Origin of the sequence: Paenibacillus sp. BGI2013, from assembly GCF_002843485.1 — a bacterium.
Taxonomy (GTDB): Bacteria; Bacillota; Bacilli; order Paenibacillales; family Paenibacillaceae; genus Paenibacillus; species Paenibacillus amylolyticus.
Genome location: NZ_PJFA01000003.1, coordinates 250499 through 263786 on the forward strand (window position 1 = coordinate 250499; position 13288 = coordinate 263786).

Sequence of the window (13288 nt, forward strand, 5' to 3'; positions counted from 1 at the left end):
TACATGATAGGAGACAGACATGTCACTCCCGAAAGAACGAATTGATGTTCTGCTGGTTGAGCAGGGCTATTATGAAAGTCGTGAGAAGGCAAAAGCTGCAATCATGGCTGGACTGGTATATGCCAATAATGAGCCGATCGAAAAGGCGGGCATGAAAATTCCAAGGGAAGCCGAGCTGAAAGTTAAAGGCTCGGTACATCCCTATGTCGGTAGAGGCGGATTGAAGCTCGAAAAAGCGATCCGTCATTTCGGCCTTGATATGAACGGACTTGTCATGCTCGACATTGGTTCATCCACCGGCGGATTTACGGACTGTGCACTTCAGCATGGCGCATCTCACGTCTACGCTATTGATGTGGGTTATAATCAGCTCGACTGGTCTTTGCGTAATGATGAGCGGGTTACCGTTATGGAACGAACTAATTTCCGCTATGTGACTCCTGAAGATCTGACGGGACCCGTGCCGAACTTTGCGAGCATTGATGTGTCGTTCATTTCACTGCGAATCATATTGCCGCCACTTCTGGCTCTTTTGAAACAACCTGCAGATATCGTTGCATTGATTAAACCTCAATTTGAGGCAGGGCGTGAAAAAGTAGGCAAGTCCGGTGTAGTACGTGATACGAAGGTACACAAGGATGTATTGCAGACAATGCTTCATTTTTCCAGTCAACTTGGTTTACATCTGCAGAGTTTAACTTTTTCACCGATAACGGGTGGAGAAGGTAATATAGAATTTCTCGCACATTGGCGTCTGGAAGCACCAGAGGCAACACAACCAGAGATCGATCCAGCTTCACTTGACGCACTTGCGGAGCAAGTTGCAAAGGAAGCAGCTCATACATTTACGGGAAACTCATCATAAGATGGGTTTCTTTTCGCTGGAAAGGTGATTGACGTAAAGGGAAATCATTACTGAACCTCGAATATGTCTTCGAGGTGAGCGATAATGGATGGTCAATATGACACAATCTTTATAGGTGTACTTGCTGTCTGTTTGATCTTGTGGCTGTTCTTTGGCTTGCGTAATTGGGTGAACCGACCGACGCCGGTAAGCTTGTCTGGAATGCAACTGAACGTGAAGATTCAAGATTCCCCGGCCTTGGATTTGCTTGAAGCACAGGGCTACGAAGTTATCGGTGGCAAAATGAAAGTCCCTCTGGCTTTTGAGGCCAATGAATCCGTTTATTACAGCAGATTATTCATTGATTATGTTGCAGAACGTGAGGATCTCAGATACCTCGTGAAAACGTCTCGTCGCAGACAGCCAATCGATATGACCGGCCCTGCGCTAAGGGATCGCTTCCTCAATTATTTGTTGTTATATCCTGGCTGTGAAGGATTGCTGTATGTTGACGTGGAGGATTCCGATATTAAGTTAATCAGGCTCATGGACTATCAGGAAGATGTGTATGATGGAGATGATCTGGACTAATATAAAAGAATGAACATTGCAGGGCAAAGTCTGCGGCGAATTACAAATGCTGCTTTATTGCAATACATCTAACTGGAGGCATATATGAAAGGACAAAGGCACATCAAGATTCGTGAAATCATTAGTCAAAATGAAATTGAGACCCAGGATGATCTGGTTGAAGCACTGCGCAAATCAGGTTTTCAGGTGACTCAAGCGACTGTATCCCGGGATATCAAAGAACTTCTGTTAATCAAGATTCCGATGGATGACGGAAGATACAAGTACTCTTTACCAACAGATCAACGATATAATCCGATTCAAAAGTTGAAGCGTGCACTTGTTGACAACTTCTTGCACATTGATCACGCAAACAATCTGGTTGTGATGAAATGTTTGCCCGGAACAGCCAACTCCATTGCAGCTTTGCTTGATAATATTGAGTGGAATGAAGTCATGGGCACGATCTGTGGAGATGACACCATTCTGATTATCTGCCGGACTGAAGGTAACAGTGTGACCGTTATTGAGCGGATCATGGGTTACATTGCTTAAAGTGCGTGTTCAAAAAGATCGGTTTTCAGTACCGAGAAGATGGGATGAAGCTAGAAATGGAGTAGCGGAGCGTAGGGAAAACTACGTGAGCAACTGCAATGTTTCCGAAGGAAACATACTTCGTAAGCATCCCACTTATATTTCGGCTGAATTCCATATTCGATGCTGATGATGCCACCAGGCATCCTTCGTAATCAAAAGCGGACTTTTTGAACAACCTCTTGAATCAATGGTTCAAAAACATAATATCTGAGTTAGTCATCCGGAGGTGTTTTTGCAGATGTTAGTTACGTTATCGATTCGTAATCTGGCTGTGGTGGAAGAAGTGGATGTTGTATTCCACCCGGGATTCCATGTACTTTCAGGGGAAACGGGTGCAGGTAAGTCGATTATTATAGATGCACTTGGCTTAATTGCCGGTGGACGAAGTTCAGCTGATTTGATCCGGTACGGTTGTGATAAGGCAGAGATGGAAGCCTTGTTCGAGATGGAGCAGAGTCATCCGGTATGGCAGACATTAGAGAAGCTGGGTATCCATTGTGAGCCTGAAGAGCATCTGGTTATTCGACGTGAACTGAACACGCAGGGGAAAAGTACGTCCCGCATTAATGGGCAATTGGTCAATCTGACCATGCTACGGGAAGTAGGCGAGAAGCTGATCAATATTCATGGACAACATGAACATCAGAGTTTGCTACGCGCTGAGAGCCATCTGGGGCTTCTCGATACTTATGGCTCGGAAGTCATCGGACCGATCAAAGCGAAGTACCAGGAGCGCTACAGCAAGTTTATCACGGCGGAAAAAGAACTGCGTGCCCTTCAGGAGTCCAGTCAGCGGGCATATCAACTCTTGGACATGTATCGCTTTCAGCTTGAGGAGATCGCAGCAGCAAGCCTTACACAAGGCGAGGATGAATTACTCGGGGAAGAACGGGTCAAACTATCCCATAGTGAGAAAATGATGGACAGTGTTGCTGGTGCATATGATCTGCTCAGCGGTCAACGCGGACTTGAAGCTGTGAGCATTGCTCTTTCAAGAATTGAAGACATTTCTGGATATGATAGCAAAGGACTGCAACCAATCGTAGAACAGCTACAATCTGCATTTTATCAATTGGAAGATGCGACATTTCAGTTAAGGGATTACCGGGAGAAGATTGAATTTAATCCGGCAAGGCTGGAAGAAGTGGAGCAAAGGCTGAATCTGATTTCTGGCCTCAGACGGAAATACGGGGACAGTGTTGAACTTATTCTGAGTTATTATGATCAGATTAGCCATGAAACCGACCAACTGGAGAACAAGGACGAACGGCTGGAGAAATTGCGAGCTGAACGTGACAAAATGCTTAACCTTGTGATGGAGTCTGCTGAAGAGCTCAGCAAGGTTCGCAAACAATGCGCCGAGGAACTTGCTGCACAGGTGGAAAGCGAACTCAAGGATCTGCAAATGGAGCGGACTACACTGCGTGTTCAAATTACTCCTTTCGAAGATCCAAAGGGGATTGAATGGAATGGACGTCGTATTCGTCTGAATCGTCATGGTGCGGACAATGCGGAATTCCTAATCTCACCAAACCCGGGCGAGCCATTACGACCACTTGGCAAAATTGCTTCAGGTGGTGAGTTGTCGAGAATGATGCTGGCGATGAAGAGTATCTTTGCGCGACATGACCTGATACCTGTGTTGATTTTTGATGAAGTTGATACCGGAGTTAGCGGTAGAGCAGCTCAATCCATTGCGGAAAAATTGTTCCGTTTGTCTTCGACTTGTCAGGTTTTCTCAATAACTCACTTACCACAAGTGGCTTGTATGGCAGATCATCAGTATCTCATTGAGAAACATGTCTACGATGGACGGACAATGACGCAGGTGGAATCGCTGTCAGACGAAGGCAGAGTGAAGGAATTGGCACGTATGCTGGGCGGCGTGGAAATTACAGAAAAAACACTGCATCACGCACAGGAAATGCTGAATTTGGCGGAAGCCAAAAAAGGGTGAAACGGACGGCTGGCGTAATGATTGACAGTAATAAAAGCCTGGGGGCGAGGTTATCTTAAAGGTACGCAATTGGCGACCACCTTTCGTCAAGCGAAAGAAGCAAAGGGAGTGTGACAGCCATTGAATTCCCCCCTCAGGAAGAAATTGCTAGGTCTTTTATTTGCCTTCTTTCTTTGTGTGATTAGCCAGGCCATTCAGCCTGTGCAAAGTTATGCTTCACTGCCGGATGAATTGCAGGTGTTTGCTGGCAGGCAAGCGGATGTCCGGCTCGCTGTACCTGCTGTTTCAAGTGCCGTTGTAGATCGTCCTGATATCGTTGGTTTGGATGATCAGGTAGCGATGCATGTTACCAGGCAACAACCTTTGCATCTTCACCCTCAACAGACGGGACATGCCAAATTAACGTTGAAGTTGTGGGGTAAAATTCCGGTCAAAACAGTCCATGTGAATGTGATACCGGATTTGCGTGTTGTACCCGGGGGTCAAACGATTGGCGTCAAAGTTAAATCGGCAGGCATTCTGGTGGTTGGACATCATTTGGTCCGTTCCGGTCAGGATGAGCGTGTATCGCCCGGAGAAACAGCGGGCATTAAGCTCGGAGATCTGATTACGCATATGGATGGTAAACGTCTGGATGGCGTAGCAGGTGTCTCTGAAGCCGTTGAACTTGCAGGGAAAAGTAAAAAAGGTATTGATGTTGTGTTAAAACGTGGTAAGGAAACGGTGAAGACACGATTAACTCCGGCGTATGACTCCGAGGATCAAGCGTGGAGGCTTGGATTGTACATTCGTGATTCTGCAGCCGGTGTTGGCACACTTACCTTCTATGCTCCCGATCAGGGCGTATATGGCGCACTGGGCCATGTCATTACAGATATGAACACACAAACATCTATTGTTGTGGGTAGTGGTCAGATCGTTCAATCCAATGTGACGTCCATTTCTAAAAGTGAGACCGGTGATCCGGGTGAAAAACGTGCTCATTTCCTCAAGGAAAGCAAAATTTTGGGCAATATTGAACGTAATACGGCTTTTGGTATCTTTGGTAAAATGTCCGGAAATCCTGAGCACAGTCTGTATTCGAAAGGTATTCCCGTCGCTTTTTCTCATGAAGTAAAGGAAGGACCGGCCGAAATACTTACCGTGGTTGACGGTCAACAAGTTGAACGCTTCTCCATTGACATTGTTCATGTGGCAGATCAAACTGAACCAGCAACAAAAGGTCTGGTACTTCGAATTACGGACCCGAAACTGCTGGATAAGACCGGAGGTATCGTTCAAGGGATGAGTGGCAGCCCCATTGTACAAAATGGTAAATTGATCGGTGCAGTTACTCATGTATTCGTGAATGATCCAAAATCGGGTTACGGTTGCTTCATTGAATGGATGTTACAAGATGCTGGCGTTATGATGAAAAAGGAAGACGATAATAACCTCAAGGCTGGCTAAACAGCCCTGAGGTTCTTTTTTGTCGAAAGCAAACATAATATATCGGATAATGAAATAAATTATTTATTATATAGGATCAAGAAAAAAAAATAAAGAAAAATAATTTTCGACAGGAGGAATTTAACTGGCTGTGTCGAAAATTAAACGTGTAAGGAAATGTACGAAACGATGTTTAATTTAAAGGAGGATACCGTTTTGCAAAAAATTGAGGTATTGCTGGCCGATGATAATCGTGAATTTACGAATTTGCTTGCCGAATATATATCTGAGCAGGAAGATATGGAAGTAACCGGTATTGCATACAATGGAGAAGAAGTACTGCAATTGCTGGAGCAAACTCGGGATGTGCCGGATGTATTGATTCTGGATATTATCATGCCTCACCTGGACGGACTGGGTGTGCTTGAGCGCTTGCGCGACCTGAACCTGTCTCCACAGCCTAAAGTCATTATGCTTACGGCATTCGGACAAGAGAATATCACACAGCGTGCCGTGCAACTCGGAGCTTCTTATTATATTCTTAAGCCGTTTGACATGGAAGTGCTTGCGAATCGTGTGCGTCAACTGGTGGGAACACAGACGGCGATGTCCACAAGCAGCGGATCATCCATGTTCATGAAATCATCCAATGTTGTGCCAATGGGCAAACACAAAAATCTGGATGCAAATATTACGTCCATCATACATGAAATCGGCGTTCCTGCGCATATTAAAGGATATCAGTATTTGCGCGAAGCGATTACGATGGTGTATAACAATATCGAAATTTTGGGAGCGATCACCAAAACACTGTATCCGGCGATTGCCGAAAAATTCAAAACAACGCCGTCCCGCGTCGAACGTGCGATCCGTCATGCCATTGAAGTGGCATGGACTCGTGGTAACATCGACAGTATCAGCCACTTGTTTGGTTATACAATCAACATCAGCAAGTCGAAACCAACAAATAGCGAGTTCATCGCGATGGTTGCTGACAAGCTGAGAATTGAGCATAAGGTAAGCTGAAAGGGTCAGGAGTAGTGAGCTGGCAAGTATAGTTTGGATTCAAATTTGATTCTAGCCAAATGGTTTTTGGCGGCCTATATCTGAATTCGTTCATTTCATGCCGATAAACTTCTGTAATATATGCCAACGAATACCGTCATTTATTGGATTAAAGATATCCAGTAAAGGACGGTATTTTTGCATAACGAAATAACACAGAACATGATGATGATTTAGTGTTGCATGATTGCTTCTGAATTTTGAGATCAAGCATTAAAGTAAGCTCCCTATAGCAAAATTCAGAAAAGGAAATATTTCATAAACTTTTACCTTCAGTTAACGCTTTTTCAAGTAGAAAGTGGTACGATGTGACCATTGACAAAGACCTACATATATATTTGAAAAGTTCGGATAAGATGCTACGAACAGAGGAGTAGAATAGTATGTTTACGCAAATAGGCGAGATTGCTGAACCAATTCCTGTAGTACAATCTGATACAAAATGTGATATCGTCTATCATCTTTTCAAGTCCAATCCTAGTCTGGAAGGTATAGCTGTTATGGGGGAGAAGGGTGTGTCATTAATGATGCGGCCCCGATTCTTTCAGCAGATTGGCACCCAGTATGGCTATAATCTGTATATGGGACGTCCTGTAGAACTGGTGATGAACACACAGGCACTGGTCGTGGATTATTCGGAACATTACAGATGTCAGTGTTCTAGCCATGGACCGAGATGAAGGGGAAATATATGATCTTGTGTTGGTCACGTCAGGGGAAAGTTTCTTTGGAGCTGTGAGTATTCGGCGTTTGCTACTCGCTGTTGCTGATGTACGGGCTGAAATGGCGATTTTTATGAACCCGCTGACTGGTCTTCCAGGTAATCATATTATAGATGAAAGGCTGTCTCAGGCTCTTCAGATGGACCAATTTAGCGTACTGTACGTTGATCTCGATCAATTCAAATCCTACAATGATAGCTACGGCTTCAAAATGGGGGATCAGCTTATACAGGCGACAGCTAACTTGCTTCGCAAGCTATTTGTTCCCCCTGATGCTTTTCTTGGACATATCGGTGGTGATGATTTTATTACGATCCTAAATCACCATGATTATAAATATATTAGTGAGGAAGTCATCTCAAGTTTTGAGGAAATGAAAAAGACATTTTATAACGAACATGATTGGCATCATCAATATGTTCTGGGGGAAGGACGCTCCGGGCTGAAACGGCCCATTCCTCTGGTGTCGGTATCCATCGCCGTTGTAACCAATAGCAAGCGAAAATATGAAAACATAGATCAGATTATTGATGAGGCCACACGCATCAAAAAAGGTTGTAAAGCGATTGCTGGAAGTATCATCTGTGCAAATGATACCGCCGGTACTCCGTGCTAGAAATAAAATTACGAGAACGTAGAGGACAGAGAGAACCTGAAGACGTGGACTAAAAGCTTTCTGTAAGAAAGCTTCTTCGGAAGCTGAGGCTTCGCCTCTATACCCATAACGTTAAAATACAGAAAAACCGCTATTTATCAGGAGTTAGTCACCTGTAATAGCGGTTCTATCATTGGATGCGAGTTAAAGGTTGTGTAGCAAACGAGCCACTTTAATCTTTAAGCTCATTATGTATACATATAAGTATGTTTGATCAATGCGTATTCAGACTCGAATATCGACGGATGGATATGAAGCAGCATGAGATGTAGAAGCCGTAGTTTGCGGACCATTTCCTGATTCCTGATCTGTGGTTCCGCCATCTGATGGGTGCTCCTTACTTCCCGTTTTCTTTCCTTCATTTACTTCCTGCTCTTCTTCTCCAGATGTTGCAGAGATAGGTGGTTGTACCCCTTTTTTAGGTGCCGGCTGATGAATCTCTTCCACCAGTTCCCCAATCTTCTGATTAACCTTGTTTAACTGGGAGTTGATGTCCTGGACGGTCTCTCGCTTTGCCTGAAAGACGGTGCGTTCTGAATTTTCCAACATCATTGATTTGCCTAGATCGAGATCATTTGCGGGAGGATTGATCTCGAGAACAAGTCGGTCAAAGCGGGTTTCTCCTTCGGTGGTCTGAATGGAGCCCTGCATGCGATCACGCAAACCGACCAGCTTACCCAATTGATCATAAGTCTGACTATGCTTGATCAGATGATCGAGTGAAGGGGCTTGTGCCTCGTCGGTTGGTTTGGGTTGTTGCTGTTGAGCCTTTTCTGGCTGTCTTAATTTGTTCTTTTCTTGCAATTCTTCAGCTTTAATTTGGGCAATCTGGCTGTCGATCTGGGAAATGGAGCTTGTTAAGGATTTAATTCGCTGAGCTTTGGTTTTGGTATCCAACTCGTCATTGGTTTTTACACCTTGCATTTCTTCATTGAGCCGGATCTTCTGCTGCATGAGTCCCTGAATTTCTTTATCCCGATTGGAGACTTGATTCCCGGGAGTGAAACTGCTTTTGGTTGCAGATGAGATTGAATTCATATCCTCTGTTCTCCTTCTCCACTTTATCATGGTTCTATTTACATATATCGGATTTTAAGAGAAATATTTGAATATCTCTTGTTTCCTCGCAATGGATTCATTTTGCGTCGGTTGTATTGCGTACTTCATCATAATAATTGATAATGTTTATCAATAAGTGAGTAGAGTACAGACACAATTTATGTAGACGGAGATGGGTTAGCAAAATGTGGAATGATTATTATATCCTCTGGAACTATGCTGCGGTGAGCATAACAGATATCCGTTACATTGAATTAGAGGCATATGAAGAGATGAAATACAAATTTCCGACAAGTACCTTTGTACTCACCATTCAGGGTGATGCTGGAGTGACGATTGACAATCAAACATATGAAGTGAGCCGCTTTTATATTTTCCATGGGGGAAAAGGGAGTAAGTTGGTGATTCAAGCAGGCGAATCCGGATTGCGCCTATATTACTTGATGTACAAAGCAAACCTGCCTAGTGGAGGGAGAAACGATCTGGGAAGGTTAATGGAGCGTATCAATCCGTTCCAAATGAACTATGGCTTTACCCCCGATATGCCAATCATTCTATATGAGCAATGGAAAAAGATGCACTTTTTGTGGGATCAAAAGAACCCTATTCAGCACTTTCAGGCCAAGAGTTTGTTCTATGCATTTGTGGAGCAGATCTCATCACAGATTCCTCGTATATCCAATCGTTATCCAAGTATGTTGGATCAGGTTAGCAAAGTCATTGAAATTGTAGAGTCTTCCTACACCCAGCCACTTACACTTCATGTTTTAGCAGAAATGATTGGCAGCAGCCCAAGAAGTTTGTCACGCAAGTTCAAGCAGTCGACGGGATATAGTCCCATTGATTATCTGATTCAGTTTCGTTTGTTCAAAGCCAAGGAGATGTTGCTGCAAACGGACGCCACGTTGGATGAGATCGCTGTAGGAATCGGTTATCCGGATGGATATTATTTGGGACGTATGTTCAAGAAACATACAGGTCTTTCTCCTTTGCAATTTAAAGAAAAGACCTCAGCACCCCTATATTGGCCTGATCTGACATCAGGTGTGGCGCGAAATGACATTTTCAGAGGTGGAAGTGGAAGGTATGTTTATACTGATGGTGATAATCATTATCAATATAAGCATGGAGGGTCAATAAATATGAACAGACAGACAAGAACGGGAATGCTGCTTAGTATTCTATTAAGTCTTACATTACTGCTGAGTGCCTGCTCTACAGGTGTTGCCAGTAATTCGAGCGGGGATGCATCCGGAAGCAATAGTACGTCAAGTTCCACGAAGACAGTAACAGCGGAGAATCAAAGCAAATCATCGGAACCCCGCATAGTCTCAACGGTTAAGGGAGACATTACAATTCCGGCTGAACCTAAACGGATTGTGGTTGACTTGTATCTGGGAAGTCTGATTGCCTTGGGGATCAAGCCTGTGGGTACACCCGAGATGAACCTGAAGAATCCTTATTTTATCAAATCACTTGAGGGTGTGCAGAATATTGGTGAATATGAAACCATCTCTCTAGAAAAGGTGTTGGAACTTGAACCGGATCTCATTGTGACAGGTAATCCTGATTTATTTGATTCCTTTAGCAAAATTGCACCTACCTTGGTTGTACCTTATGGTGAATTGAAAAATACCCACGAAGAAATTACCTATTTCGGTGAAGTGTTAAATAAAGAAAAAGAATCTGAGGCATGGTTAACCGATTATGACGCAAGAATTGCAGATGCCAAGAAACGTGTTGGTGAGGCGATTGATCCGCAGGCCGAAGTGTCGGTCATGCAGTTCTATGATAAAGCACCGTTGGCCTTTGGTGATAATTTTGGTCGGGGAGGTCAGGCAGTCTATAGCGCGCTTGGTTTGAATCCTCCTGCAGATAAAAAAGAGATCTTAATGAAGGATCAACTGGTTGAAGTTTCATCGGAAGCGATTCCTGAATTTGCCGGAGACTATATCATTCTAACAGCAGATAATCTGACCCTGGAAGAGTTGAAATCGAAACCGGTCTGGAGTTCACTCGATGCGGTTAAAAATGATCGTGTGTTTATCTGGAGCCCGGATCGTTCATGGTACTTTGACCCGATTGCAACATTGGATCAAACAGAGGAATTGGCCGCGTGGTTTACGAAGATCTCTGAACCAAATTAAGTCTAACAAGTGATTGATGAGGTGAAATCCAATTCCACTCTAAATTTCAGTTGATAATGAAAATTATTATCATCTATAATAAAGGTACATTAGTGAACCTTTGCTACGCATATGTTATCGGATGTGTGGCAGAATGATGACCTTGTAAGGCCTTTGTTCCGGGTGAGGTTGGGATTGGAGAGTATTCGATGCAATTAGACGAACAGATGAAATGCTGGAATCATGCCGCTGTTAAGGTTCTGGATATACGCCGAATCGTTATGGAGGCAGGGGCACAACTGAGTTCCTACACACTTCCGGCAAATGGTTTTATATATACGATTCGAGGATCGGCTGTGCTTCAATTGGATGGACAAACATACAAGGCAGAGCGGTTCTACATGCTTCATGGGGCCAAAGGATCTTCACTGGATATCCAAACCAACGAAGATTTCGAATATATGCTGCTCTATTACAGAGCATTCCTTGCCTTTCCTAGTTATCGTAAAAAGTGGTTATTGGCACAGCCGGAAGTTGCACCGTTCTCTTTGCAATATGGATTTGCACCGAGTAGTCCGCTGGGGTTATTACGTTACCTTGATGAGCTTGAGGGTGCATGGATTCAATCTGGGAGTCTGGATCTGCTTCACACAAAAAGTTTATTTTACCAATTCATTCATGAAATGATGGTTCAATTGGCAGAGCAGGAGATCAAAACAGAGCTTGCTGACCCGGTGAAACAAACACTTCGTTATATACAGAATCATTATAGGGAACAGGTCACGCTTGATTTCCTGGCTGAACAGTTTAACTACAGCTCCCGACATTTATCCATGCAATTCAAACGACAGACGGGTTACAGTCCCATTGATTATTTAATTCAGACTCGAATCGCCAAGGCTCGGAATCTGCTTGTACGATCTGATGCAACGCTGAGTGAAATTGCAGCAGACGTGGGTTATTCCGATGTGTATTATTTTAGTCGTATCTTCAAAAAACATGTGGGGATCTCTCCGATTCAGTATCAACGAAAGATAAGAGAAGAAGCGAGAGCAGAGGATCGTCCATTGGTAATCTCTGAATCGTCCATTGGCCGAAGATGGAAGTCGGGATATATTGATTATGAGAATCATTATCAATATATAGACGGAGGGTCTACACCAATGAAAAGAAGAAAAACAAGTTCCAGTATGATTATGGTTGCATTATTGAGCATAACGATGCTCCTAGCTGCCTGCTCTTCAGGTACAGCAACAACACCAGCAGCTGGCGAAGGAACGGGTGCCAGTTCCAATAACAGTAGTACGGCAGTATCATCAGACACAGGAAGCCAGACGAACAAAGACAATGAAACACGCACGGTCTCAACGGTTAAGGGTGACGTAGTTGTTCCAGCGAATCCAAAACGGGTTGTTGTATTGTATCTCCAGGGGGATGTCGTTGCACTTGGAGTTAAGCCAATCGCTACCTCAGATGTATATGACGGGGCTGCATACAAGAGTGAGCTAGAGGGTGTAAACGCATTGGGTACCTGGTTTGAACCGAATCCTGAAGCTGTCATTGATCTTGATCCAGATCTGATCATTGTTCCTTCAGAAGAGACGTATACGTTATTAAAAGATATTGCACCTACGGTATATATTCCGTATGAGAAATTGACTACAGAAGAGAGACTTCATGATATAGCAAGTATCTTTGGCAAAGAGCAGGAAGCCGAGACGTTAATCACCAATCTCAACAACAAAGTCGAAGAGAGTAAAAAAACTCTTGCAGATGCAGGCATACTGGACAAAACAATCTCCATTGTGGAGGGCGGTTTGAAAGGGATGGTTATTGTAGAGAGCAAACAATTTGGCCGTGGATCTCAGGCGGTATACGAGTACTTGGGAATGAAAGCACCTGAAGTTGTACAGAAAAAAATAGACGTGGTTTCGGACGCGGCAGGCTCCACAATCTCCATGGAAGTCCTTCCTGAATATATCGGAGACTATGTGTTTCGCTCTGTGTATGAAGGGGCAGATAACTTGACGGATAATCCAATATGGAGCAGTATCCCAGCGATCAAAGAAGGTCGTCTAATTGAGATTGATTTCGATTTCTTCTATTATTCGGATATCTATTCAATTAATAAACAACTTGATTTTGTCGTTGAAAAGCTGTTGGCGGCTCCAAGAGCGCAATAGTAAAGAGAAGATGTGTTCGTAGAATTTTTGTACAAGAAATGTTTGTTTTTTAGCCATTGTATTTTGATAAGATTACCATTAC

The 13288-nt window shown here is 43.7% G+C and carries 11 protein-coding genes; 10 read left to right on the plus strand and 1 reads right to left on the minus strand.

Going from position 1 to position 13288, the window contains the following annotated elements:
- Positions 1 to 19 precede the first annotated feature (19 nt).
- From CXK86_RS08480 to CXK86_RS08510, 8 genes are all read left to right on the plus strand, one after another.
- Positions 20 to 865, plus strand: coding sequence for a TlyA family RNA methyltransferase (locus CXK86_RS08480; protein ID WP_076251028.1), 846 nt, complete (start codon positions 20 to 22; stop codon positions 863 to 865).
- A gap of 84 nt (positions 866 to 949) precedes the next feature.
- Positions 950 to 1435, plus strand: a complete 486-nt coding sequence (locus CXK86_RS08485; RefSeq protein WP_036614357.1) for a hypothetical protein — start codon at positions 950 to 952, stop codon at positions 1433 to 1435.
- 84 nt (positions 1436 to 1519) lie between these two features.
- The gene (gene ahrC / locus CXK86_RS08490) at positions 1520 to 1969 is read left to right on the plus strand and encodes a transcriptional regulator AhrC/ArgR (RefSeq protein ID WP_076251030.1); all 450 of its coding nucleotides are present in this window, start codon (positions 1520 to 1522) and stop codon (positions 1967 to 1969) included.
- 280 nt (positions 1970 to 2249) lie between these two features.
- Complete coding sequence (gene recN, locus CXK86_RS08495) at positions 2250 to 3968, plus strand: DNA repair protein RecN (protein WP_076251032.1); 1719 nt, start codon at positions 2250 to 2252, stop codon at positions 3966 to 3968.
- 120 nt (positions 3969 to 4088) lie between these two features.
- Positions 4089 to 5417 (plus strand): SpoIVB peptidase, encoded by a 1329-nt coding sequence (spoIVB, locus tag CXK86_RS08500; protein ID WP_076251035.1) that lies wholly within the window; start codon positions 4089 to 4091, stop codon positions 5415 to 5417.
- Positions 5418 to 5612: 195 nt separating this feature from the next.
- Positions 5613 to 6422: a sporulation transcription factor Spo0A gene (gene spo0A / locus CXK86_RS08505; protein ID WP_036614349.1), complete on the plus strand. Its 810-nt coding sequence runs from the start codon at positions 5613 to 5615 to the stop codon at positions 6420 to 6422.
- 422 nt (positions 6423 to 6844) lie between these two features.
- A complete protein-coding gene (locus CXK86_RS32620) occupies positions 6845 to 7141 on the plus strand; it encodes a CBS domain-containing protein (RefSeq protein ID WP_256720016.1) in 297 nt (98 codons plus the stop codon).
- On the plus strand, positions 7128 to 7799 hold the full coding sequence (locus CXK86_RS08510; RefSeq protein WP_256720017.1) for a GGDEF domain-containing protein: 672 nt from the start codon (positions 7128 to 7130) through the stop codon (positions 7797 to 7799). The genes CXK86_RS32620 and CXK86_RS08510 overlap by 14 nt, the downstream gene beginning before the upstream one ends.
- 264 nt (positions 7800 to 8063) lie before the next feature.
- Here the strand turns inward: CXK86_RS08510 and CXK86_RS08515 are convergent, their stop codons facing one another.
- On the minus strand, positions 8064 to 8876 hold the full coding sequence (locus CXK86_RS08515; protein WP_076251107.1) for a hypothetical protein: 813 nt from the start codon (positions 8874 to 8876) through the stop codon (positions 8064 to 8066).
- A 206-nt stretch (positions 8877 to 9082) separates the two neighbouring features.
- Here CXK86_RS08515 and CXK86_RS08520 point away from each other — a divergent pair, with 206 nt between their 5' ends.
- Both CXK86_RS08520 and CXK86_RS08525 read left to right on the plus strand, forming a co-directional pair.
- Positions 9083 to 11044 (plus strand): AraC family transcriptional regulator, encoded by a 1962-nt coding sequence (locus CXK86_RS08520; RefSeq protein ID WP_076251109.1) that lies wholly within the window; start codon positions 9083 to 9085, stop codon positions 11042 to 11044.
- Positions 11045 to 11232: 188 nt separating this feature from the next.
- On the plus strand, positions 11233 to 13206 hold the full coding sequence (locus CXK86_RS08525) for an AraC family transcriptional regulator (protein WP_076251112.1): 1974 nt from the start codon (positions 11233 to 11235) through the stop codon (positions 13204 to 13206).
- Positions 13207 to 13288 lie beyond the last annotated feature (82 nt).